Source organism: Pseudomonas lundensis (assembly GCF_015377145.2).
Taxonomy (GTDB): Bacteria; Pseudomonadota; Gammaproteobacteria; order Pseudomonadales; family Pseudomonadaceae; genus Aquipseudomonas; species Aquipseudomonas lundensis.
The window spans coordinates 1,190,447-1,214,724 of record NZ_CP062158.2 but is presented as its reverse complement, the minus strand read 5'-3'; the positions used below and the strand labels follow the sequence as shown (position 1 = coordinate 1,214,724).

Genomic DNA, 24,278 nt, shown 5'->3' with positions numbered 1-24,278 from the left:
CCAGGGGCGTACCTTTTTTTTGCCTGACGCAGGCACTCAACGGACACTTGCAGGCATGGCCTGGCAACCACGACACGCCCCTGCACAAAACACACACGCAAAAAAATAGGCGACCGAAGTCGCCCAAAATGCCTTGCGTGCTCGTGTACCGAAAAGACCCGGCGCTACTTATTGCGCTTCTGGGAGTCTTTCCAGATAAAAATGCCCAAACCCGCGAAAAACAGGACCATGAGGCCGACGGTAAGTACTCCAGCGATAACCACATTATCGAGAAACATGACGGCCTCCTGCGCGTGTTTGTTTGTGTGAAGCCAGAATAACCAGACGCGCAGGGGAGGAACTTGACCGGGATCAATAGTGACCACCGCTTCGAGGACGTTAGGGGGAATAGTTGACGCAGATCAGGAAAAACGCCGCAGTTCAGCGTTTTTTAGGCTTTTTCTTTGGCTTTTTCTTGGGACTGGTCAGGGGCATGGCCTGCTCAAACGCCTGGCGTACTTCATTAAGGCGCTTTTCGTTGAGGTCATGCACGCGTTTGGCACGTTCGGCGCCCAGGTCTACGAGCTTGCTGTCTTGGTTCATAACGGGATCGGATCACTGTCAATGTGTCGGCAAGGGCCCATAATGCGGCGCGCCAGCCGAGCTGACCAGAAAAAATTCAGACCTCGATGTCCACCCACTGGCCCTGACGCGGCGCACCGTCGATCAGCGGCGAGACGGGCACGGTATTGTCTTCATTCAACTCATCACCCGGCACGATGACCACCTCTTGAGCCTGATCGCGCGACTCACGCCGACGCTTGTCCTGCTGGCGTCGTTGCTCTTCGCACAACAACAGCGAGGCCTGATCGGGGTCCTGATTCTTCAAGTTGATCGTGCTGTCACCCGAGCTGGCTTGCGCTGGCACCACGGGCGGAATATCCGGACGCGGGCGCACCGGATCCTGTTGGGATGTGACGGGCACCACACTGATGGGAAGGATCGGCGGCAGCATAATTATTGTTCTCCTGTTTTCAGGCTGTCGGCCCGACGCCGATTGACTTGAGGCGCCCGTTAAATCCGGCAGCAGACTGAAGGACGTCGATCAGGTTTTTATCAGAGACCTTTGGTCTCAGGCCCTCGTTCCGTTAATATACTCGGCTTTTTCAAAGCGGGAGTCAGGCAGCATGGCGCAGCAGTATCAACCGGGGCAACGCTGGATTAGTGACAGCGAAGCTGAGCTAGGTTTAGGCACCGTTCTGGCACAGGACGGTCGCTTGTTGACCGTGCTCTATCCGGCCACTGGCGAAACCCGTCAATATTCGCTGCGCAACGCACCGCTTACGCGCGTACGTTTCTCGCCGGGTGATTCCATCATCCACTTCGAAGGCTGGAAGATGACCGTGCGCGAAGTCGAAGATGTCGACGGTCTGATGGTGTACCACGGCCTTAACGAGCAAAACGAAGTCGTTACCCTGCCCGAAACCCAACTGTCCAACTTCATTCAGTTCCGTCTGGCCAGCGACCGTCTGTTCGCCGGGCAAATCGACCCGCTGTCCTGGTTTTCGCTGCGTTATCACACCCTTGAGCACACCAGCCGCCAGTTGCAATCGCCGCTGTGGGGCCTGGGTGGCGTACGGGCGCAACCAATCGCCCACCAATTGCACATTGCCCGTGAAGTCGCGGATCGCATTGCGCCACGTGTCCTGCTGGCTGACGAAGTGGGCCTGGGTAAAACCATCGAAGCCGGCCTGGTGATTCATCGTCAGCTGCTGAGCGGTCGTGCAAGCCGCGTGCTGATCGTGGTTCCCGAGAACCTGCAGCACCAGTGGCTGGTTGAGATGCGTCGGCGCTTCAACCTTGAAGTCGCGCTGTTTGATGAAGAACGCTTTATCGAAAGCGATGCCAGCAACCCGTTTGAAGACACCCAACTGGCGCTGGTAGCGCTGGAATGGCTGGTGGACGATGAAAAGGCGCAAGACGCGCTGTTCGCCGCCGGTTGGGACCTGTTGGTGGTGGACGAAGCTCACCACCTGGTCTGGCACGAAGACAACGTCAGCCCCGAGTACGCGCTGGTTGAACAGTTGGCCGAAACCATCCCTGGCGTCCTGTTGCTGACCGCGACCCCGGAGCAGTTGGGTCAGGACAGCCACTTTGCCCGTTTGCGCCTGCTCGACCCCAACCGCTTCCACGACTTGGCGGCCTTCCGGGCCGAAAGTGAAAACTACCGCCCCGTGGCTCAGGCGGTGCAGGAGCTGCTGGACAAAGGCAGCCTGTCGCCGCAAGCACACGCCACCATTCACGGCTTCCTCGGCGCTGAAGGCGATGCCCTGCTGGCTGAAGTCAATGCCGGTGATGCCGAGGCCAGCGCACGTCTGGTGCGTGAACTGCTGGACCGTCACGGCACGGGCCGCGTGCTGTTTCGCAACACCCGCGCCGCTGTTCAGGGCTTCCCGGAGCGCAAGCTGCACGCCTACCCCCTGCCCTGCCCGGACGAATACCTGGAATTGCCGCTGGGCGATCACCCCGAGCTGTACCCCGAAGTCAGCTTCCAGTCGCAGCCGGACATCAGCGAAGAACAACGCTGGTGGAACTTCGACCCTCGCGTCGAATGGCTGATCGACACCCTGAAAATGCTCAAGCGCACCAAAGTGCTGGTGATCTGCGCCCACGCCGAAACCGCAATGGACCTGGAAGACGCCCTGCGCGTACGTTCCGGCATCCCGGCCACGGTGTTCCACGAGGGCATGAACATCCTGGAACGCGACCGTGCCGCGGCGTACTTCGCTGACGAAGAATTCGGCGCGCAAGTGCTGATCTGTTCGGAAATCGGCAGTGAAGGCCGTAACTTCCAGTTTGCCCATCACCTGGTGTTGTTCGATCTGCCGTCGCACCCCGATTTGCTGGAACAGCGTATTGGCCGTCTCGACCGTATCGGCCAAAAACACGTGATCGAACTGCACGTGCCGTACCTTGAAACCAGCCCGCAACAGCGTCTGTTCCAGTGGTACAACGAAGCGCTCAACGCGTTCCTCAACACGTGCCCGACCGGCAACGCGTTGCAGCACCAGTTCGGCCCGCGCCTGCTGCCGTTGCTCGAAGCCGCTGACGATGACCAGTGGCAAGCCCTGATCGACGAAGCCCGTACCGAGCGCGAGCGTCTTGAAGAAGAACTGCACACCGGCCGCGACCGCTTGCTGGAGTTGAACTCAGGCGGCGCAGGCGAAGGCGAAGCGCTGGTGGAGGCGATCCTTGAGCAAGACGATCAATTCGCCTTGCCGATCTACATGGAAACCCTGTTCAACGCGTTCGGCATCGACAGCGAGGATCACTCCGAAAACGCCCTGATCCTCAGGCCCAGCGAAAAAATGCTGGATGCGAGCTTCCCGCTTGGTGACGACGAAGGCGTGACCATCACCTACGATCGCAATCAGGCACTGTCGCGCGAAGACATGCAGTTCATCACCTGGGAACACCCGATGGTGCAAGGTGGCATGGACCTGGTGTTGTCCGGTTCGATGGGCAACACCGCCGTAGCACTGATCAAAAACAAGGCACTCAAGCCGGGCACGGTATTGCTTGAGCTGATTTACGTCAGCGAAGTGGTTGCCCCGCGCGCCCTGCAATTGGGCCGCTACCTGCCCCCTGCTGCCCTGCGCTGCCTGCTGGACGCTAACGGCAACGACCTGTCTTCGCGCGTGTCGTTCGAAACCCTGAATGAACAACTCGAAAGCGTGCCACGTGCCAGCGCCAACAAGTTCGTGCAGGCCCAGCGCGACCAGCTCACGCCAAAGATCAACGCCGGTGAAGCCAAAATTGCGCCGCGTCATGCTGAACGTGTCGCTGAGGCCCAGCGCCGTCTGGCCGCTGATACCGAAGAAGAACTGGCACGCCTGACCGCGTTGCAGGCCGTCAACCCGAGCGTGCGTGACAGCGAACTCGTGGCATTGCGTAAACAGCGTGAACAGGGCCTGGCCATGCTTGAAAAAGCGGCGCTGCGTCTTGAGGCCATTCGCGTTCTGGTCGCAGGCTAACCTCAAACGCTCGTCACTGCGCCAGACTGCAACGGTCTGCCCGTCAGTGACTTAAGGATCGGGTAAGAGACTCAACGCTCTTACCCGACCGGCGTCTAATCGCTGATAGCCAGCAAGTTTGGGTATAAAAACCCGCTGCTAATAGCAAAATGGTAAGCATCATCTTGCCATCATTCCGCATTCCTACATTCCGCCTTCTACACTTCAGACAAGCTAGCGCCTGACGACTAGCACCCTGCACTCAGTGTTGAGGCATGCAATGGAATGGCTGGGCCTGCAGTTTATGGGAGACCGCACCGCCAACGGGCAACTGCTAATCATCAGCAGCCATAACCCGTACCTGGTGTTTCTTGCCTTTTTGGTCGTTTGCGCCGCGTGCCTGGCGACGTTGCATATGTATGAACGGGCGTGCAACGCCGAAAAACCGGCTGCCAAAACCGTCTGGCGCTGGGTGGGTGCAAGTTCGTTGGCGGGCGGCATCTGGGCCATGCATTTCATCTGCATGCTCGCTTACCAATCCCCGCTCAACGTGCATTACGACTTAAGCATTACCGTTGGGTCGCTGTTTATCGCACTGCTGTCTGCCGTCATCGCCATGCAGGTTTTAGTAAAACCCCACGTAACACGCGCCCGCCTTCTAGTTGCCGCGCTGGTGTTCGGCTCAGGCATTTGCACCATGCATTACGTGGGCATGTCTGCCATGCACTCCAGCCATTTGCAGCACTACGACCCCGTGCTGTTCGTGCTGTCGTGGCTGATCGCCGTTTCAGCCTGTTATGCAACACTGCTGCTGGCCCGTGCGCTGCGTAGCGCCAGCGGTCTGGTGCATCAGTTTTTCAAGTACTTCATCAGCTTGGTCGCCGGTCTGGCCATTCTCAGTGTTCATTTCGTGGGGATGTGGGCATTGCACACTTATGCCCCGGCAGATGGCGCGTTAAATGCACCCATTGAAAACAATCACTGGCAACTGGCATTGACGGTGGCGTTGATCGCCCTCTTGTTAATTGGCAGCAGTATCAGCGCAGCGTTGGTCGACAAAAAGTTGCAACTCAAAGAGCATGACCTCAGGCGCGTCAATGCGCTGCTTAGCCAGCTGGATCAGGCGCGCGCCTCATTGCAACAAGTTGCCCATTACGATCCGCTGACCAACTTGATCAACCGTCGTGGTTTCAATCAATTGTTTGCCGAAAAGTTGATTGAGCGCGCCAGCAACAACAGCATGCTGGCGGTCATGTTTCTCGATATTGACCACTTCAAACGCATTAACGACAGCCTGGGTCATGATGCAGGTGATGAGCTTCTCAAGGTGATTGCCGCGCACATCAAAAGCGCAACCCGTCATCATGAAGACGTCGTGGCGCGTTTTGGCGGCGATGAGTTTTGCATTCTGTTCAGCCTGAACAGCCGCGAAGAAGCCCGAAACATGGCCCAGCGAATCATGCTCAAAATGAAAGAGCCGATCGAGCTGGCGGGCCGCCACATGGTCATGACCACCAGCATCGGGATCAGCGTGTTCCCCGATGATGGCACCACGATTGACGAACTCCTCAAGCATGCCGACCTGGCGCTGTATCAATCCAAAGACGCCGGGCGCAACAGCCTGCACTTTTTCAGTTCAAACCTGAAAGCCCGCGCCTCGCTTGAATTGCAGATTGAGGAGGAACTGCGCACGGCCATGCGCGGCGATCACGGGCTGTTCCTGCACTATCAACCGATCTTCGACCTGAAAACCGGTCAGGTTGCCAAACTTGAAGCCTTAGTCCGCTGGCAACATCCCGAACACGGACTGCTAGGCCCGGAGCGTTTTATTCATATTGCAGAAGCCAATGACCTGATCGCAGAACTCGATAACTGGGTGTTGCGCAAGGCTTGCCATGACATGGCCGCGCTGACAGCGCTGGGCTGGACGGACATCAGCGTTGCCGTCAACTGCTCGGCGCTGAATCTAGTGCGCGAAGCACTGGGCGACGAAGTCGAAAGCGCTCTGCGCTCAAGCGGCCTGAGCGCCAATCGTCTGGAGCTGGAAGTCACTGAAAACGCCTTGATGGGCAATATCAGCAATACATCCCACCTGTTGCGCCACATCCGCTCGCTGGGCGTTTCCCTGTCCATTGACGACTTTGGCACCGGCTACTCTTCCCTTGCGTATTTGAAACGCCTGCCACTGAACACGTTGAAGATTGATCGATCCTTTATTCAAGACATCCCCAATTCCAGCCAGGACATGGAGATCGTTCAAGCCATCATCGTCATGGCCCACACCCTGCACCTGCAAGTGGTCACCGAAGGCGTAGAAACCCATCAGCAATTCGCGTTCCTCAACCAGTACAACTGCGACTTTATTCAGGGCCACCTGCTCAGCCATCCCGTGCCTTTTGAAGCGCTGCACAGCTTGCTGCAGGCGCTCAACACAAGCCCCTTGTCGAGCTTTGATTTCAGTCCCTTACAGCTCTCAAGCCAGTAAATTGCCAGCATCCTCGTAACGGACCGAAAACAGTCATTAAAGAACCCACGGTTCAGGCCGATTCTTTTCTATCCGCGCCGTTTAAAAGCCTTATACAAAATAAGGATTAAGCGCCGCGAACGCCTGATCGCCCCGTAAATACGCGATTACCACCCTCGTATTGGCCTGTTGAATGTCCCTCAACAGTCGTCCAGCCCAGACAGATGGCAAACAATGACGTCGAACAATAATGCGACACCCTTGGTCTCTGACGTGTCTCTAAAAACAATAAACGAGCCCCAACGTTCATCGAACAGTTATTCAAGCCAGCAGCCACTGGCGACTCAGCAGTACCTGTACTTCACCGAGACCAACACCGACCGGATTCTCGATAACCTCGACGGTTTGCGTGACATCGTGTTCCCGCAGCCAGAACTGATCGAGGGCGACAACGAGCACCGCGCCGAACAGCAATTCCCTTCGGTGTGCCTCATCGGGCTGGGCCGTTGCGGTTCCAACATTGCGCTGGATGTCGCCGAACTGGTGTACAACGCCCGCACGTTCTACCTCAACGAATTCAGTACGGTCGATCCGCGTCACGAAGACAAGCGCTACAGCCCCGGACAATGGATTCGCAATAACCTGCGCCTGGTACACAACAAGCCGACCAAACCCGTATTTCTGGTCGAGCCGCTGGTGCTGCTGGGGGATCTGGACAAGGACATCGCCGGGCGCATCCGGTTTTCGCGCAAGAGCGAAAAAAGTAACTTCATCCGCGACTACAGCAAGATGAAGATCATGGACTTGTCGGAAGTTCACGCAGGTGGCGCGGGTAATGCGCCTATTTTGGGTCAGTACCTGGCCAAGATTATTCTCAATAAAGATGCGCAGCGCTTCTCCAGCCCCGACTGGAAGCTGATCCACTCCTACCTGATCGACTCCTGCGGCATCAAGGCCAACCAGTCGCGTCTGTATTTCTCGATCTTCAGCGCTGGGGGCGGTACGGGCTCGGGCATGGCCTCGGAGTTCGGCCTGGCTCAACAGTTCTCGTACATGAACAAAACGTTCGACACCAAGCCCGCGGATGAACACGACAGTAAAAGCGGCCACGCCTTTGTCTTCGAGCCCATTTTCACCAGCGGCATTTGCGTGTTGCCGAACATCTCGGATCACCGCAGCGAAATGTCCGAGGCGTTGCACATCAACGCCGGTCGTTTGCTGTGTAAGTACCTGTCCGAAGAGTGGGACTTCTCATACAACTTCGATAATGAAGACTGCAGCGAAGCCAGTGTCATGGGGCGCATTCGCCCCTGGAACGCGATGATGCTGATCTCCAACGACATCATGCGCTATGCCGAACAAAGCGATGACGGCACGATTCAGAACATCGACGTCAACGCGATGGAAAAGCACGCCAACCAATATATCTCGCAACAGATCTTCAACATTCTGACGGCCCAGGCAGTCACCACAGACTACGATCAGAATTACTTCCGACGCGCCGGGATCGACATTGGCGAAACCATCCGCCTCGACGCCAACGACTTGTTCATGAGTCTGGCCGGGCCTGTGGCCATTGCTTATGCAGAATCGGTGGTGCCTGAACAGCCCGTACCGGGCACAGACAAATTTAAAGTGTTCGAAAAAGAGCCGCCTCGACTGGACATCGATGACTTGTTCTTCCGTTCTATCGATTTGCCGCATTTCAACAAGGACACCCAGGCCATCGAAGGCATCAGCCTGCTGCCCATCGAGTCTCAGCGCTACCGCGCGGCGCTGGAACAATACAAGCACTCGGGGTATGACGCCGCTGCCCTGCATGACCTGCACTTCTTCAAGAACTGCTCATCGGTGGTGTCCATCGTGTCGCTGCCCAAGGACTACAAGCTGTCGTACATGGACTTGAACCGCCTCAAGACCCACCTCAACAGCCTGTTCCCCAACACCACCCTCAAGCGCTATGCGCTGGTGATTGGCGCCTCGGCCAACCTGTCGCTGACGACCCTGATCGCGAAAAGCCCGTGTTTGTCGGATGATTTTCTGACCTTGATCGTGGCCTTTATCAAACGCTGCTTTGCCCGTAACCCTTACCGGTTTGACGACACGCTCGACGATTCGGTGCTGGAGTTCATCACGGGTGAGCACTTCGATGAAAGCCGGATCGATGAACTGCTCAACGCGTTTGAAAACCCGGCGAAAATCCTCGACACCAACTGGTACGCCATCAAACCGATGTACGAGAAGAAGTACCGCGAGCTAATCAACGATAAAGACAAATTTGTCTCTATCAACGACATCCGCCTGTCACGCGATTGCGTGAAAAAAGCCATCAAATACCTGCGCGAGATCTATCGCCACCGTATCGGCAAAACCCGGATCATCTCGCTCAACAGTCACACCGGTAAAACCGCGTACTGAAGCCGCGCGGCAAATAAAAAAAACGCCACAGCACTAACTGTGGCGTTTCTCTACGGCAACTGGCCACTATCGGGCAACCGGTTACTGGCCTACACACTTGAGCGTGAGCGTTGTGCGCCTCAGCATCGCCCGATTTTGGTGCGCAGCATTAATTTTCTGCCCTTTCCTGGATCAGGATCCAGGGCGAAACCACCACTGCCCACAGCACCGGATCACGCTCGGCAAAGTCTAACGCCTGCGTATCAGACACTTTGTCGAGGGCTCCCTCGGCCATCCACTGCGCCACTTTCCCTGCCTCATCCTGGCTCACAGCCTGCGCCGCTTCGATCAAGTCCACATCGTCGCTGACCCACAGCAGTTCACCTTTGGCGAAAAACTTTTCCAGCGCTTTCCATTCGATTGTTGAGGTCTCGCCGAGCAGCTTGGCATAGAGGGTGCTAGGTTCTTCGATCATGGGGTCCACCAGGTAAAAAATCGGCGCAATGATAGCGCTGCTGACCTGGTAGAAAAACCCGGATTCAGGTGGGAGTACGAAGAAAGCGACGGGGACGAGGCATGCGGGGGCACGACAGCAACATCCTGTTAATAAAGCCCCTGCCATTTCGCCGCCATTCTGTCTCTTTCTTTCGTTTAGGCGACATTTCTCGGTTTTTCCCTCTTCAGCCCGCTATTCAACCGCTGAAGGGCCGCTCTACACTGTACCGGTACAGTTGCAGGGGGGATTGGCCGGGATTTTCGCTCAGAAACAGACCCGGTCCGGCTGCCTTGGCTTCCAGGACTATAAAAATTACAACAGAAGAGTGGAGCAACAATAAAGATGGCTATTAAGCACATGACTAAACTGTTTGCCGCTATGGTGTTGGCCGGCGTTGCCAGCCATTCGTTTGCCGCAGACACCATCAAGATCGGTATTGCCGGCGCCAAGACCGGCCCTCTGACCCAGTATGGCGACATGCAGTTCTCGGGCGCCAAGATGGCCATTGAGCAGATCAACGCCAAAGGCGGGGTAGACGGCAAAAAGCTAGAAGTCGTTGAATACGATGACGCTTGCGAGCCCAAGCAAGCCGTCGCGGTGGCGAACAAAGTGGTTAACGACGGCGTTAAATTTGTGGTTGGCCACCTGTGCTCCAGCTCCACTCAGCCTGCTTCGGACATCTACGAAGACGAAGGCATCATCATGATTACCCCGGCCGCTACTGGCCCTGAGATCACTAACCGTGGTTACAAAATGGTGTTCCGCACCATCGGTCTGGACAGCGCCCAAGGCCCGGCTGCTGGTAACTACATTGCCGATCACATCAAACCGAAAATCGTCGCTGTGGTTCATGACAAGCAGCAGTACGGTGAAGGTATTGCCAGTGCGGTGAAAAAAACCCTCGAAGACAAAGGCGTGAAAGTAGCGGTCTTCGAAGGCATCAACCCAGGCGAAAAAGACTATTCCTCCCTGATTGGCAAGCTCAAGCAAGCCAATGTCGATTTCGTTTACTACGGTGGTTACCACCCGGAACTGGGGTTGATCCTGCGTCAGGCTAAAGAAAAAGGCCTGAACGCCAAGTTCATGGGCCCTGAAGGCGTGGGCAATGACTCTATCTCGCAAATCGCTCAGAACGCTTCCGAAGGGCTCCTGGTAACCCTGCCGCAAGCATTCGATAAGGACCCGGCAAACCAGCCATTAGTTGAAGCTTTCGCTGCCAAGAAAGAAGACCCCAGCGGCCCGTTCGTATTTCCGGCCTACGCGGCTGTAGAAGTAATTGCGCAAGGTATCGCGCAAGCCAAGAGCGAAGACCCGGCCAAAGTGGCAGAAGCCATCCACAAAGGTTCTTTCAAAACCCCTACCGGCGAGTTGACCTTCGACGAGAAAGGCGACGTGAAGAACTTCAAATTCGTCGTCTACGAATGGCATTTCGGCAAACCTAAAACCGAAGTCAGCCCTCAATAAGGGCCGCGTGTTGATCTGACAACGAAGCCCACTGCACAGCGGTGGGCTTTGTTTTACGGACGTTCGTTGGACTGAATTGGGGCTGCGTTTTCGTGATCCGAAAGCCTGTCCACCTGAAAATCTTTAAAACCGTCACCAGCGGTTCGCTGGGAGAAGGCTTGTGCGCCAAGTGGATGCAAATCCACACCGCCAAGTCCGGAAAATGACTCCACCAGTGAAATGCGTCTCAGGTTTTTAGGAGCTTGGTAATGCCTGACATCTATCACTTTTTCCAAATGCTGGTTAACGGCCTCAACGTTGGCAGCACCTATGCCCTCATCGCCATCGGCTACACGATGGTGTACGGCATTATTGGAATGATCAACTTCGCCCACGGCGAGGTGTACATGATTGGTTCCTACATCGCGTTTATCGCCATTGCCGGACTGACCATGATGGGGCTGGACAGCGTGCCGTTGCTGATGACGGCAGCGTTCCTCGCCAGCATTGTGGTGACCAGTGCCTACGGCTACAGCATCGAACGGGTTGCCTACCGTCCGTTGCGCGGCAGCAATCGCCTGATCCCTTTGATCTCTGCCATTGGTATGTCGATCTTCCTGCAAAACATGGTGCTCTTGTCACAGGACTCAAAAGACAAATCCATCCCGAACCTGATTCCGGGAGGCTTCACCTTCGGGCCGGGTGGCGCGAGCGAAGTGGTTATTTCCTACATGCAGATTGTGGTCTTCATCGTCACCTTCCTTGCCATGCTGGGCCTGACGCTGTTCATCTCCCGTTCACGCTTGGGCCGCGCCTGCCGCGCCTGTGCCGAAGACATGAAGATGGCCAACCTGCTGGGCATCAATACCAACAACGTGATTGCGCTGACCTTTGTGATTGGTGCTGCTCTGGCCGCCGTCGCGGCGGTTCTGATCAGCGTGCAATACGGTGTGATCAACCCCAACGCCGGTTTTCTGGTGGGGCTAAAAGCCTTTACCGCCGCCGTGCTGGGGGGTATCGGCAGCATTCCTGGCGCCATGCTGGGCGGGCTGGTACTGGGGGTAGCTGAAGCCTTTGGCGCTGATATTTTCGGCGACCAATACAAAGACGTTGTGGCGTTTGGCCTGCTGGTATTGGTGCTGTTGTTCCGTCCGACCGGCATTCTGGGGCGTCCGGAGATCGAAAAAGTATGACTAGGAATCTTAAATCGGCGTTCTTCAGCGCCCTGTTGGTCTGGGCTGTGGCCTACCCGGTACTGGGTCTGAAACTGACCATCGTCGGCATCAACATCGAAGTTCACAACACCAGCACCTTCACGCTCAGCGTGATCGCTCTCTGTTCGTTGCTGATGTTTGTGCGCGTGTTGTTCAACCAGCAATTGAGCGCTGCCTGGAAGGCTTCGCCCAACCTGCCGAAAGTCCCTGCCAAAGCCACTAACTTTCTGACATTGCCCAGCACTCAGCGCTGGATCATCCTCGGTCTGGTGGTAGTGGCACTGGTGTGGCCGTTCTATGGTTCGCGTGGCGCGGTGGACATTGCGACCCTGATCCTGATCTACGTGATGCTGGGCCTTGGCCTGAACATCGTGGTGGGTCTCGCGGGCTTGCTGGACTTGGGTTATGTCGGCTTTTATGCCGTCGGCGCTTACACCTACGCGTTGCTGTCGCACTTTTTTGGCTTCAGCTTCTGGGTGTGCCTGCCACTGGCGGGCCTGATGGCTGCCACCTTCGGCTTTTTGCTGGGGTTCCCGGTCTTGCGTTTGCGGGGTGACTATCTGGCCATTGTGACCCTGGGCTTTGGCGAGATCATTCGCCTGTTCCTGCGTAACCTGACCGACATCACCGGCGGCCCCAACGGCATCAGCAACATCCCTAAGCCCACGCTGTTCGGATTGAGTTTCGACCGCACCGCTGCCGAGGGGATGCAGACATTCCACGAATACTTCGGCATCCCCTATAACTCGATCAACAAGGTGATTTTCCTGTACCTGATCGCGTTACTGCTGGTGCTACTGGTGCTGTTCGTGATCAACCGTTTGCTGCGCATGCCGATCGGCCGGGCCTGGGAAGCCCTGCGTGAGGACGAAATCGCCTGCCGGGCACTGGGTTTGAACCCTACCGTCATCAAACTTTCGGCCTTCACCCTGGGCGCAACATTCGCCGGGTTTGCCGGTAGCTTTTTTGCGGCCCGCCAAGGGCTGGTGACCCCCGAATCGTTCACCTTCCTGGAGTCGGCGATCATTCTGGCCATCGTTGTGCTCGGCGGTATGGGTTCGCAGTTGGGTGTGATTCTGGCTGCCGTGGTGATGATTCTGCTCCCGGAAATGATGCGCGACTTCAGTGAATACCGGATGTTGCTGTTCGGCGCCCTGATGGTGCTGATGATGATCTGGCGTCCGCAAGGTCTGCTACCGATGCAACGTCCTCACCTGGAGCTGCGAAAATGAGCCGCGAGATACTGAAAGTCAGCGGCCTGAGCATGCGCTTTGGCGGCTTGTTGGCGGTCAACGGCGTGGGCCTGACCGTGAAGGAAAAACAGGTGGTTTCCATGATCGGCCCCAACGGGGCGGGTAAAACCACCGTCTTTAACTGCCTGACCGGGTTCTACAAGCCTTCGGCCGGAAGCATTTTGCTCGATGGCCAAGCGATTGAAGGCCTGCCCGGTCACGAAATTGCCCGCAAAGGCGTGGTGCGCACCTTCCAGAACGTGCGCCTGTTCAAGGACATGACGGCTGTCGAGAACTTGCTGATCGCTCAGCATCGCCACCTCAACACCAATTTCCTGGCGGGCTTGTTCAAAACGCCAGCCTTTCGTAAAAGCGAACATGACGCCATGGAGTACGCTGCGTACTGGCTGGACAAGGTCAACCTGACCGAGTTCGCCAACCGCCCGGCGGGCACTTTGGCTTATGGCCAGCAACGACGTCTGGAAATCGCCCGCTGCATGATGACGCGCCCGCGCATTCTCATGCTCGACGAACCCGCCGCCGGCTTGAACCCCAAGGAAACCGACGACCTCAAGGCGCTCATCGGCGTACTGCGTGAAGAGCACAACGCCACGGTGTTGCTGATTGAGCACGACATGAAACTGGTGATGAGCATCTCTGACCACATCGTGGTTATCAATCAGGGTACGCCGTTGGCCGACGGCACACCGGAACAGATTCGCGACAACCCTGACGTGATCAAAGCCTATTTGGGGGAAGCGTAAATGCTGCAATTCGAAAACGTTTCAACCTTCTACGGCAAGATTCAGGCATTGCACAGCGTCAACGTCGAGGTCCGTCAGGGAGAAATCGTGACCCTGATCGGCGCCAACGGTGCGGGGAAATCCACGTTGATGATGACCCTGTGCGGTTCGCCACAGGCTCACAGCGGCAGTATTCGTTACTTGGGCGAAGAACTGGTGGGGTTGAGTTCGGCGCAGATCATGCGCAAGAGCATCGCCGTTGTCCCTGAAGGACGTCGTGTTTTTGCTCGGCTGACCGTCGAAGAAAACCTCGCCATGGGCGGTTTTTTTACCGACAAGCACGAGTACCAGGAGCAAATGGACAAGGTGCTGCACCTTTTCCCGCGGCTCAAAGAGCGTTTCACCCAACGTGGCGGGACCATGTCCGGTGGCGAACAGCAAATGCTTGCCATTGGCCGGGCGCTGATGAGCAAACCCAAGCTGTTGTTGCTGGATGAGCCGTCACTGGGGCTGGCACCGATCATCATTCAGCAGATTTTCGACATCATCGAACAACTGCGCAAAGAAGGTGTGACGGTGTTTCTGGTGGAACAAAACGCCAACCAGGCCCTGAAAATTGCCGACCGCGCCTACGTGCTGGAGAACGGCCGGGTGGTCATGCAAGGCACGGGCGAGCAGTTGCTCTGCGATCCAAAAGTGCGCGACGCCTACCTCGGCGGCTAAGCCTGCCTGTGACACGAGAGCGGCCCTTCGGGGCCGTTTTTTTTGCGCAGCGGTTTAAGGGGTTTGGGGAGCAACGGAACAGAAAGTGCACTTAAGCTCTGGCAGTACAGTTTCGTGATCTGCCGATAGATCTGCCTGATCAGTTTATGGATCGTTCATCAAACTGAATGCTACTCGACTGCACGCTTGGGTCTGGCTTCACTTACTCCCTGGCCGGTAGGCTTGTTGTCTGAAATCAGGATGAGAATGAAATGGCTGAAGGGAACTGGGCAGGACACCACTGCAAGGTGTGTTACGAGCAAGCGATGAAGGAAAAGGCGCGTCTAGAAGCGTTATTGCGCGCAAAACGGAACCGGCAATTGGTCGAGCCACCACCACGCCCAGAGCCTCCCCCTCCAGTAAAAAAAGCTCCCTCGCCCTTACTCAAGGGCTGCGTCTTCGCCAAGTCGTGTGCGTTGCCCGATGGAATTATCAACTACAGCAACCCGAACGGATTTGTACCGGTCGAGTCGCTCAGCCAGTATGGCGCGTATTCGGTGCTGGGCATGGGGACGGCGGTTTCTACGGCCGGGACGGCGCTGGAGTGGATTGGCGGTTCTGGCAGCGCCATCGAGCTGGCCAAGCGTTTGGGGGGCAGTTTGTCGACGCTGGCCCCGCCGAATGTGAAAATAATCATTGGCATGGTGCTGCCAAACACGACCTCACCCGACAGCGCGTTCTACACGTCCGAGCAATACGCACAGCTCAGCGAAGGCAATACGCGGGTGCGAGTGAACATTAAACACCTCCCGGATGGCTCCGTGAGCGTATACGGATTCTATACCGGGACAAAACGGGAATGGCAGCGCGTGCCAGTGATCGCGGCGCAGGCGCGTGGCGAGCAACTTGTTGCGGATATGGGAGATGGGATCGAGGTCATCTGGACTCCCGCCGCCGATCCCAACGCTGTATTGGGTATTCCGGCTCTGGAAGGTGCCTCGCTGCAACCCGCTGCGTGGGTGTATCCACCGACCGAGCAGGCCGATCGTATCCTGATCAATCCGGTGCACCCGCCCGATTACCAGGACGCGATTATCTGGTTCCCAAACACCGGAATTCAGCCGATTTACATCTCGCTGAGCGTGTCAGGATCTGGCTATCATCCAAAACCTGACTCCTTGCCAGCGTTTCCGGACGCAAAATGGGCCAAATCAAAAACTTCAGTTCAAGGTGGAGGAGGCTTACGTCCACGCTGGAAGAGCAGAGACGGCACAATCTACGAATGGGATTTCCAGCATGGTGCAGTTGAGAAATACAATAAACGAGGCAAGCACCTCGGCGAGTTTGATCACAAAACGGGCACTCAAAACAAAGCAGCAGACCCGACAAGGAAAGTAGAACCATGAAGCATGTGATTATGGGAGTCCCTGAAGGTGAGGACTTCGCGTCTTTTGAAAAGGAAATTCCAGTTTCTGTCGCAGATCTTAAACTGATAATGGGCTGGGAAAAAGACGATGATTACGTATACGACTACCGGCTTACTTCGGAGCAAATTAGCGCTATAGAGCAGCTTTGTTCGTTGGAACTACCCAGAGATCTGGAGCTGTTTCTAACGTGCAACGCCTGATACTTGGTGGTCGCAAACCGTACCAACGCTCACCACAGACGCCCTTAAGAGAATCACGCGTTATCGTCGGGATTACGCAGTGGCCGCAACTCCCCACGAGCGACCTCTTCCGGTACCGCGAAGGAATAGCGGCCGAGCATGTTGATATGCTCGAAGATCAGCGGCGACAGCCGAGCCAGATCCTCGTCCAGCACCGGTTAGCCGTGCTGCTTTAGCCGTTTCACGGCTGCCGACATGTAGAGGGTGTTCCACAGCACGATAATGTTCACCACCAGACCCAGGGCACCGAGTTGATCTTCTTGGCCTTCGCGGTAGCGCTGGCGAAGCTCGCCACGTTTGCCATGGAACACGGCACGAGCCAGGCTGTGCCGGCCTTCGCCGCGATTCAACTGGGTCAGAGTAGCCCGGCGTTTGGACTCATCATCGATGTAGGTCAACGTGTGCAGGGTTTTCTCGATCCGCCCGAACTCGGCCAGTGCCTGGGCCAGGCGGGTCGGACGATCACCTGTCTGTAGAGTGCGCATGATACCGGTCGCCGGTACTCGACCGAGTTTGAGTGAGCCAGCCAGGCGCAGCAGGTCATCCCAGTGTTCGGCGATAAGGTCGAGCTTGACCGACTGCCGAGCCAGTCCGTTGAGTTTGCCGTAATCCGCATCAGGGCGTGTGCGCCAGAAGCGGGTACCACCGACATCCGCCAGACGCGGGCAGAAGTGATAACCGAGCAGACGGAACAACCCGAATACCATATCGCTGTAGGCGCCGGTATCGGTCATGATCTGTGTTGGCTGCAATTCGGTCTGTTGTTCCAGCACAACCGCTAGCAATACTAAGCTGTCACGCAAAGTGCCGGGCACCGTGATGGCGTTCAGGCCGGAGAACTGATCGGAAATCAGGTTGTACCAGATGACGCCCCGGCCGGTACCGAAATATTTCGGGTTGGGGCCAGCATGCACCGTACGTACCGGTACGACGAAACGCATGCCATCGGCGGAGGCCACTTCGCCGCCGCCCCAGATCTGAGCCAGTTCCAGTTGGCTTTGTGCAGCCACCAGAATGGTATTGGCTGCTGACAGGGTGTCGTCGCGTAGATAGTTCTGGCTAACCCAGGACAGTCGATCACGGCGTAGCGCTTGGTTGTCGTTGCGGATTAATGGTTCCAGGCCGGTGTTACAGGCTCCCCCCAGGAGTACGGCACACAGGCTGATCACCAGGTTATCGGCCCGCGCATTGCGTTCGGACACATGGGTGAAGGCCTCAGCGAAGCCGGTACGAGCGGCGATTTCCAATAGAGTTTCCGGCAGATCGACACGCGGCATCAAGTCGGCCACTGCCGCACGCAGTTGCAGTAGCGAGTTCGGTTCCTCCAGCTTGTCCAGCGCTCCGAGGGACAGCTCAGTTTCGCCATCAGCGCTCTCGCTCAGTTGGATGGCAGGGTTTTCGGGCAAGCGGGCGGCGACTGCCTGCCACGTTGCATCTAGCTCGACAGACAAGGCGTCCAAGGTGGTTTTGGCATCGATAGTCAGGCCCAGCGAGCGGCAGATGATCGGTCGTGCCATCAGCCATTCAGCACCATCGAGCAGGCCGATACGCGGGTCGGCATAGCGCCAACGGGGTGAAACAAAGACATCGCGGCGGCGTAAGGCCGTGCGCAGCGCATCAAGCGTACAGAAGACATAGGCGCCCATGTCGAGGGAGCCGTCTTCGCGAGTGATGTGCTGCTGCCAAGCCTTGGCCACGATCTCTTGCGGTGCATCATCTTCCGGTTTCCTGCGAGGTAGGTTCAGTTGCAGCCAGTCCAGACTCGCTGCCACGCCCTTGCCTGCCGGACTGAAGCCGAAGCGAACATGCTTCAATAGGTCGGGAAGGAAACGGCGCACGCTGCGGTAGCGCTCCTCCAGGGCGAGGTAATACACATCGTTGGCCGGACGGATCAACGCGGTGGCCTCTTCGAGGGCTTTCTCCAGCGTGATACGTGGTAGGTCGTTGAACAGCCGGGCACGGACGTTGTCATCACTGATTGAGCTATCCAGTACCACCTTGCATGCGGCAGCGAGCGTTGCCGCCGAGCGATCCAGGTCTTTTAGACTGCGCAACCGAGCTTTTTTGTCGGCCCTCTCTGCGTTGCTGAATAGGTCGCGCAGTAAGGCTTCCAGCACTTCTAAGGCGTCATCATGCGCAGTCGCCTCCAGACAAAGCGCAAATGCCACCAGCGTTGCCATCCGCCGTGATGCCGGCAGCCGGTTGATCGCGGTGACCTTGGCCGTGTTGGCAAAGCGTGCCAGGGCCGCGATTCGGCTGGGTGGGATATGGGCCGCTGCGTGCAAGGTGATGCCGATGCCTCGCACGTCATCGAGTCGTCGTAGCGCACGAATCAGTGCGGGCCCACTGATCATCACCGGGCCTGAGCGCAACTGATCCAGGCGGGAGTAGCGGTTACCTTCGACCACTACCAGCAATTCTTGCAGGTGCTGTCTCTGTTCATCAGTCACGCTGCGGCCTAAGGTGAGCCAGAGGCGCTCTTCGACCCGACTGCGCAGTTGGGCGATAAACCGCTCCAGTACCGTTACGCCAGGCAGTAAAACCTTATGCGTCAGCAACCAAGTCGTCGCCCGATTGAACAGCTCACCAGGACGATCTGTCCCTGGCCAGCAGAGCGCATATAACCAGCGAGCAAGTCGCAAGCCGACGCTGGAGTCAGCAAACACCCGATAGCCATAACGCTCCTGAATCTCGCCAGCATGACGTTGACGCTGGCGGGTTTCAGCATAGGCCAGGATGCACGTCGGATCATTGATGCCTAGTTGACGACTGAGCACTTGCAGAACCTCATCCGGAATGACTGAAAAGTCTTCAGGGAAGGTGCCCAAGTAACGGACGCTGGTCAGTTGCGTGGCGTAGCCGAGACGGTTGTATTCGCCGCGTAGCGGCAGGAGGGCTTTGTGGTCGTCATCGCTCAGGTGGAAATAGCGCTCCAGCTCTTCGCGGCTAGGAGGATCGACATAGCGACCAAAGCCGTCGCGTTGCTCCTGAGTCATCGTAGTGTCGATATCGGGACGTATCAGAAGAGCGAACAAACGCGGGGTCAGCAGCGCAATGTCGCGTCACCTGCAGAGTCGGCCATTGAACGGGTTGCCACCATTACGTTGCGTTTGGCGGTGGAGAACAACAGCAAGTTCGTGCGCGGTCGAAAGAGGGCCAAGGAGAACATTGAGCGCTATTGCCTAGAGCCATTCGGCGTGAAGCGCCTGGAGTCGGGAAACTATGAACTGACAGTTCCCTATCAGAGCGACGAGGAATTGGATAAGGAGGTGCATGACTTGCTCGGCGAGATCAGCCAGGAAGCCGAGATGCGCAACTGCTTTATCGAGGCGGATGCCTGGGAGGAAGCTACTGAACGACGCTGGTAGGGCTTAAGTGCACTTTCTGTTCCGTTGCTCCCCAAATCCCTTTAACACGGTTGCACAGGCGCAGCGCGGCGTTTCAGCATCGACTCCACCCGCCCCAGCCATGCCATTTATTTTTTTCGACTCATCTGTAACAAAACCCGAGGTCGCTTCTCTAGTGGGGTAAGCCGGTCGCCATAACGCGCTGGCCACACTAAAAACTCAACCTCGGAGAATCACCATGTCTAACCTAACCACTCGCACTGTGTCCGCCACCGCCTTGGCGCTGGCCCTGGGTTCAGCCTTGAGCATGGCCGCCCTGCCCTCCACCGCATTCGCGTCGGGCGACATGGAAAAATGCTTCGGTGTTGCCATGACTGGCAAGAACGATTGCGCCGCTGGCGCTGGCACCACCTGCGCGGGCACAGCCAAAACCGACCATCAGGCCAACGCGTGGAAACTCGTCCCTAAAGGCACATGCGAGCGCACTGTCAGCAGCACATCACCGACCGGCTTCGGTCAGTTGACTGCTTATATCGCCAAATCCTGACAATCGTCATCGAGCCATGATGATGCACAGCCCGACTGCTTCGCTCATCGCGCCTCGTGCGCCCCAGCTTTCGCCACGTGCGGGGCTGGGGCTCAAGGCCGAGCACTTCAAGGACGTTCTGGAGACCCGACCCGATGTCGGGTTCTTCGAAGTCCATGCCGAAAACTACATGGTCGACGGAGGCCCTTTTCACCACTACTTGAGCTTGATTCGAGAACACTACCCGCTATCAATCCACGGTGTTGGCCTGTCCATTGGCAGCGAGGGACCGCTGGATCAAGCACATGTGTTGCGCTTGCGCACCCTGCTCGACCGTTATCAGCCGGAACAATTCTCTGAACATCTGGCCTGGTCCACACACGGTCCGTGGTTTCTCAATGACCTGTTGCCTCTGCGCTATGACGACTCGACGTTGACCCGCGTCTGTGAGCATATCGATCAGGTACAAAACGCCCTGCGACGGCCCATGCTGCTGGAAAATCCGGCGACCTACGTCGAGTTCGATCAGGCCGATTACGAAGAAGCGGCGTTTATTCAACACGTGATCCAGCGCACGGGCTGTGGCCTGTTGCTGGATGTGAACAATGTGTACGTGTCCTGCATCAATCATCGCCGCGATCCCATGACCTACATCGAGGCCCTGCCATTACAAGCCGTCGCCGAACTTCATCTGGCAGGTTTTGCTGAAGATACCGACAGCCAGGGTCAGCGCCTGCTGATCGACAACCATGGTTCAGCCGTGGATGACGCCGTCTGGGCCCTTTATCAGCAGGTACTCATGCGGATCGGCCCCATGGCGACGCTGATTGAACGGGACAATCACGTCCCCGCCTTGAGCGAGCTGCTCATCGACGCGCAGCGCGCTGATCACTGTCTACAGACCTCAAAGGTGCGCTCATGACCATGCAACAAGCCTTCAGCGCCGCCCTGTTCGATCCGCAGCCGAGTTGCCCGCAGGGCGTGATCTGCCCGGAGGGCAGTGATGCGGCGAGCCGGTTTTCCGTGTACCGAAACAATGTACAGAGCGGTTTGATCAACGCGTTGGGCAGCAGTTTTCCGGTGGTCGCCCAATGGGTGGGCGAGGCGTTTTTCCATGGCATGGCCCACGTGTTTGTGCAGAAAAACCCGCCAGACCATCCGGTCATGAGCCGCTACGGTCGTGGCTTCCCGGACTTCATTCAAGGCTTTGCTCCGGCCAACAGCCAGCCGTACCTGGCAGATGTCGCACGTCTGGAATGGCTCTGCGTGCAGGCGTATCACGCCGCCGATGCCCTGCTCCTGAACCCGCACATACTCGCGCGCGCAGTAGCCACACCCGAGACGCTTGAACACCTGCGCATGACCCTGCACCCAAGCGTCGCCACCTTGCACTCTGCGTATGCCGTGGCCGCCTTGTGGATCGCCCACACACAAGACGGGCAACTTCAGGGCCTGGACCCGCGTCACCCGCAAAGTGCGTTGGTGCTGCGCCATGGTCTGAACGTGGAAGTGTTCGCCGTCAATTCAGGCTGCGTGGCGTTTATTCGACTTTTGAAAACCCGCTGCCCTCTTGGGCAAGCTGCTGACTACGCCCTGCAAGCCGACCCAGAGTTTGACTTGAGCCAGTGCCTGGCGCTGCTCATCAGCAAAGGCGCAATCACTGACGTGCAGTCCGTCCACGAGGTAAGGCCATGAGCACATTGACAGGTTATGCCTGCACGTTAGGTCATTTTGTGGCCAGAACAACGCAGGCTCTGCAACGCATTCCCCACTCCCTGATAGCGTTCATCGCGCGCTTCTCCATCGCCGCCGTGTTCTGGCAGTCCGGGCAAACCAAAGTCGAGGGCTTTGCACTGGACTTCGTGTCCGGCACGTTCGAGTGGGGCACCCCGCACCTGGCCGATTCAGCCCTGTACTTGTTCAGCCACGAGTACAAGGTGCCACTGCTGCCTGCGGAGTTCGCCGCTTACGCGGCGACCGTTTGCGAACACCTGTTCCCGGTGCTGATTTTGGTGGGCCTGGCGACCCGCTTTTCAGCGTTGGCGCTGCTGGGCATGACCCTGACCATTCAACTGTTCGTTTACCCCGATGCCTACGCCACGCACGGGACGTGGGCCACGATTTTGCTGTACCTGATGGCGCGTGGACCGGGCACCCTTTCCATCGACCACTGGCTGGCGCGCCGTTATCGTCAAGGCTGATCGCAGGTCGACGCAGTGCGTTGAAACCAACTCATGAGGTCATCCACCTATAAGTGCGTGCGCTTGAGGTCATGACGCAAACGCACGGCACAAGCGCATCAGGCCGATCGGTATTGAGCACGCTGGCATAGGGGGAGTAATAAATTACAAGCGGCCATCGAATAAATGTTGGCGGCGACAAACACCGTCCACAGGGCATAACCAAGAGCCCATGATGTCAGCAAGACGTCGACATTCACGCACAACACTTTAGGTACACGTCTATTTTTGAGACAAAAAACGCCGAGTTTTTTCTCGACTTGGGATGCAAACGGCTTGAAGCACAGCACTTATAAATGCGACCCATCGGACGATATAGTTACCTTCAATAATGACCTTGGAAGAAGGAAAGAAATAAATATAACCATGGCGCGCTACATTTAATTGAACCATCCCCCAAAGCATGGCCAGTACAAAAAACAACCAGAACCCGGCCACTTTAAACCTTCGCCCCGATATCGCTCTGGACGTCGCAAAAAAAACCAAAAAAACAACAACCGAAGCAAACAAATAGAGCATCGACACAAGGAGCGCGTTATTCATCATTATCTCTGGCACCCGGGTACATAGATTCTATTGTCACGCCATTCGATAACACTTCAAATGACAACGCCGTTTTACTCGCATTTTCATACCCTCGCACATAATCGGTGCGCACATACCTGAACAAGCGCCATGCATCAGGCTTTAATACCAACCGACCGACGCCGTAGGCGGAAAGTCCCAACTCCAAAGTCCCATAAGCTATATCACCCTCGAAAGCGCTGCCCCCCATTAGGCTAGCCAGCTTCTGATACCCCTTTCTAAGTGGCCCCTGTGTATCAGAGCGTCCTTCCCATAAATTTCGCCCGTTTTCATACACATTGTTGGCCCCATGAGCCATCAACGGTCCTCCAGCAAAGACACAGAGCGTACCAGCTGAGGCATAGCACATCCCGGCACCCGCAGCGATCTGAAGTGCCCCTGCGATTGCGGCAACACCTTTTTGAGCGACTTCCAATGATTGACTAAGGAGGCTGCTCTGTTCGTTTTTTATGTCCTGCAGACCCTCCTCAGGGCTCTTATTTCCCAAAGCAACATCGTTAACAATACCTCGTGCGTAATAGGCGACCTCCCGATTGAATTGAATACGCAGTGTGCCATCTTGAATGTGACGAGCCCCAAGTGTGCAGGCTTGTTTTGCCAAATTCGCAGCGGCCTGACTGACGATCCAGTAATCGCAACTGTCGGGAAAACAGCCATCCTTTGAAGGGCTCATTCACTCATCTCCCCATGAGCTGTACCCGCTGGTCCCTGCCAAATGGTGAGTCCAAGTAATGTAGCGGTATCGAATCGCAAGATGCTCTTGGGGCTCGAAGTCATTTTGTAAAACGGCATGGGGCATGTCGAGTGTGAGATCGACAACAACACCGCCTTTGATTTCAACGGTGTAAAATTTTTCCTGCAATCCAAATGAAGAAATGCGATAAAAGTGAATAACGCCATTTATTTCCTCTCTATTTGAGAGCGCTTGAGCGAGTAAAGGCGACGATTTATCAACGTTCTTTGTAATCAGAATGGGTTTATGTGTTGGCCTGTCAATATTCCCCAAATTAGCCATATTGTGATTGTAAGAAAGCACCATAATTTCATCGGCGTGTGCCGACTGGCATTTATTGCCAATCGATTCTTGGGTTGAACACCCCGCCGAAATAAGGCCTTGCGCCTTGCCGATAATGGTCATGTAACCTTGGTTAGCCATTCACGCCACTCCTTCAAGTAAGCTGAACAGGCTAATTCAAGGGCTTAAGGCGACTTGTAGGACTTCTCCGAAATT

At 56.5% G+C, this 24,278-nt stretch carries 22 protein-coding genes and 1 pseudogene; 15 read left to right on the top strand and 8 right to left on the bottom strand.

Going from position 1 to position 24,278, the window contains the following annotated elements; all coding sequences use genetic code 11:
* Positions 1 to 164 precede the first annotated feature (164 nt).
* From ccoM to IF654_RS05970, 3 genes are all read right to left on the bottom strand, one after another.
* Positions 165 to 278: a cytochrome c oxidase subunit CcoM gene (gene ccoM, locus IF654_RS23180; RefSeq protein ID WP_019411060.1), complete on the bottom strand. Its 114-nt coding sequence runs from the start codon at positions 276 to 278 to the stop codon at positions 165 to 167.
* Between the two features lie 142 nt (positions 279 to 420).
* Positions 421 to 582, bottom strand: coding sequence for a hypothetical protein (locus IF654_RS05975; RefSeq protein WP_094987356.1), 162 nt, complete (start codon positions 580 to 582; stop codon positions 421 to 423).
* Positions 583 to 658: 76 nt separating this feature from the next.
* Positions 659 to 994, bottom strand: coding sequence for an aspartate-semialdehyde dehydrogenase (locus IF654_RS05970; RefSeq protein ID WP_194862669.1), 336 nt, complete (start codon positions 992 to 994; stop codon positions 659 to 661).
* 172 nt (positions 995 to 1,166) lie between these two features.
* Between IF654_RS05970 and rapA the strand changes: the two genes are divergently transcribed.
* The 3 genes from rapA to IF654_RS05955 all read left to right on the top strand — a co-directional run bounded on the left by rapA (position 1,167) and on the right by IF654_RS05955 (position 8,874).
* The gene (gene rapA, locus IF654_RS05965) at positions 1,167 to 4,013 is read left to right on the top strand and encodes an RNA polymerase-associated protein RapA (RefSeq protein WP_047274106.1); all 2,847 of its coding nucleotides are present in this window, start codon (positions 1,167 to 1,169) and stop codon (positions 4,011 to 4,013) included.
* A 259-nt stretch (positions 4,014 to 4,272) separates the two neighbouring features.
* Positions 4,273 to 6,477 (top strand): putative bifunctional diguanylate cyclase/phosphodiesterase, encoded by a 2,205-nt coding sequence (locus tag IF654_RS05960; protein ID WP_047282302.1) that lies wholly within the window; start codon positions 4,273 to 4,275, stop codon positions 6,475 to 6,477.
* A gap of 213 nt (positions 6,478 to 6,690) precedes the next feature.
* A complete protein-coding gene (locus tag IF654_RS05955) occupies positions 6,691 to 8,874 on the top strand; it encodes a hypothetical protein (protein WP_047274102.1) in 2,184 nt (727 codons plus the stop codon).
* Positions 8,875 to 9,022: 148 nt separating this feature from the next.
* Here the strand turns inward: IF654_RS05955 and IF654_RS05950 are convergent, their stop codons facing one another.
* Positions 9,023 to 9,328 (bottom strand): DUF2288 domain-containing protein, encoded by a 306-nt coding sequence (locus IF654_RS05950; protein ID WP_047274101.1) that lies wholly within the window; start codon positions 9,326 to 9,328, stop codon positions 9,023 to 9,025.
* A gap of 363 nt (positions 9,329 to 9,691) precedes the next feature.
* Between IF654_RS05950 and IF654_RS05945 the strand changes: the two genes are divergently transcribed.
* From IF654_RS05945 to IF654_RS05915, 7 genes are all read left to right on the top strand, one after another.
* Positions 9,692 to 10,813 carry a branched-chain amino acid ABC transporter substrate-binding protein gene (locus IF654_RS05945; protein ID WP_083334110.1) on the top strand — a complete coding sequence of 374 codons (1,122 nt, stop codon included), beginning with the start codon at positions 9,692 to 9,694 and terminating at the stop codon, positions 10,811 to 10,813.
* A gap of 248 nt (positions 10,814 to 11,061) precedes the next feature.
* Positions 11,062 to 11,985: a high-affinity branched-chain amino acid ABC transporter permease LivH gene (gene livH / locus IF654_RS05940; RefSeq protein WP_047274097.1), complete on the top strand. Its 924-nt coding sequence runs from the start codon at positions 11,062 to 11,064 to the stop codon at positions 11,983 to 11,985.
* Complete coding sequence (locus IF654_RS05935; protein WP_047274095.1) at positions 11,982 to 13,238, top strand: high-affinity branched-chain amino acid ABC transporter permease LivM; 1,257 nt, start codon at positions 11,982 to 11,984, stop codon at positions 13,236 to 13,238. Before livH ends, IF654_RS05935 begins: the two co-directional genes overlap by 4 nt.
* Positions 13,235 to 14,002 carry a high-affinity branched-chain amino acid ABC transporter ATP-binding protein LivG gene (livG, locus tag IF654_RS05930; protein WP_047274093.1) on the top strand — a complete coding sequence of 256 codons (768 nt, stop codon included), beginning with the start codon at positions 13,235 to 13,237 and terminating at the stop codon, positions 14,000 to 14,002. The genes IF654_RS05935 and livG overlap by 4 nt, the downstream gene beginning before the upstream one ends.
* The gene (locus tag IF654_RS05925) at positions 14,003 to 14,704 is read left to right on the top strand and encodes an ABC transporter ATP-binding protein (protein ID WP_047274091.1); all 702 of its coding nucleotides are present in this window, start codon (positions 14,003 to 14,005) and stop codon (positions 14,702 to 14,704) included. It begins immediately after the preceding gene.
* Between the two features lie 251 nt (positions 14,705 to 14,955).
* The gene (locus IF654_RS05920) at positions 14,956 to 16,089 is read left to right on the top strand and encodes a colicin E3/pyocin S6 family cytotoxin (RefSeq protein ID WP_230683761.1); all 1,134 of its coding nucleotides are present in this window, start codon (positions 14,956 to 14,958) and stop codon (positions 16,087 to 16,089) included.
* Positions 16,086 to 16,310 (top strand): DUF7683 domain-containing protein, encoded by a 225-nt coding sequence (locus IF654_RS05915; RefSeq protein ID WP_047274089.1) that lies wholly within the window; start codon positions 16,086 to 16,088, stop codon positions 16,308 to 16,310. The genes IF654_RS05920 and IF654_RS05915 overlap by 4 nt, the downstream gene beginning before the upstream one ends.
* A 53-nt stretch (positions 16,311 to 16,363) precedes the next feature.
* On the opposite strand, the pseudogene IF654_RS05910 reads toward IF654_RS05915, so the two are convergent.
* Positions 16,364 to 19,345 (bottom strand): annotated as a pseudogene (locus IF654_RS05910) (Tn3 family transposase).
* Here IF654_RS05910 and IF654_RS05905 point away from each other — a divergent pair.
* The 5 genes from IF654_RS05905 (at position 19,331) to IF654_RS05885 (ending at position 22,423) form a co-directional block, all read left to right on the top strand.
* On the top strand, positions 19,331 to 19,717 hold the full coding sequence (locus IF654_RS05905) for a transposase (RefSeq protein WP_230683760.1): 387 nt from the start codon (positions 19,331 to 19,333) through the stop codon (positions 19,715 to 19,717). The pseudogene IF654_RS05910 and the gene IF654_RS05905 overlap by 15 nt on opposite strands.
* 217 nt (positions 19,718 to 19,934) lie before the next feature.
* Positions 19,935 to 20,243 (top strand): BufA1 family periplasmic bufferin-type metallophore, encoded by a 309-nt coding sequence (locus tag IF654_RS05900; protein WP_194862670.1) that lies wholly within the window; start codon positions 19,935 to 19,937, stop codon positions 20,241 to 20,243.
* 16 nt (positions 20,244 to 20,259) lie between these two features.
* Positions 20,260 to 21,144, top strand: a complete 885-nt coding sequence (gene bufB, locus IF654_RS05895) for an MNIO family bufferin maturase (protein WP_194862671.1) — start codon at positions 20,260 to 20,262, stop codon at positions 21,142 to 21,144.
* Entirely contained in the window at positions 21,141 to 21,917 is a 777-nt protein-coding gene (locus IF654_RS05890) for an HvfC/BufC N-terminal domain-containing protein (protein WP_194862672.1), read from the top strand. The genes bufB and IF654_RS05890 overlap by 4 nt, the downstream gene beginning before the upstream one ends.
* Positions 21,914 to 22,423 (top strand): DoxX family protein, encoded by a 510-nt coding sequence (locus tag IF654_RS05885; protein WP_194862673.1) that lies wholly within the window; start codon positions 21,914 to 21,916, stop codon positions 22,421 to 22,423. Before IF654_RS05890 ends, IF654_RS05885 begins: the two co-directional genes overlap by 4 nt.
* A 261-nt stretch (positions 22,424 to 22,684) precedes the next feature.
* On the opposite strand, the gene IF654_RS05880 is transcribed toward IF654_RS05885, so the two are convergent.
* Genes IF654_RS05880 through IF654_RS05870 form a run of 3 tightly spaced genes read right to left on the bottom strand, consistent with a single transcriptional unit; the run spans position 22,685 to position 24,203 of the window.
* Positions 22,685 to 23,005 carry a hypothetical protein gene (locus IF654_RS05880; protein ID WP_194862674.1) on the bottom strand — a complete coding sequence of 107 codons (321 nt, stop codon included), beginning with the start codon at positions 23,003 to 23,005 and terminating at the stop codon, positions 22,685 to 22,687.
* Positions 22,998 to 23,720, bottom strand: coding sequence for a DUF4225 domain-containing protein (locus IF654_RS05875; RefSeq protein ID WP_194862675.1), 723 nt, complete (start codon positions 23,718 to 23,720; stop codon positions 22,998 to 23,000). Before IF654_RS05875 ends, IF654_RS05880 begins: the two co-directional genes overlap by 8 nt.
* Positions 23,721 to 24,203 carry an Hcp family type VI secretion system effector gene (locus tag IF654_RS05870; protein WP_194862676.1) on the bottom strand — a complete coding sequence of 161 codons (483 nt, stop codon included), beginning with the start codon at positions 24,201 to 24,203 and terminating at the stop codon, positions 23,721 to 23,723.
* Between the last annotated feature and the right edge of the window lie 75 nt (positions 24,204 to 24,278).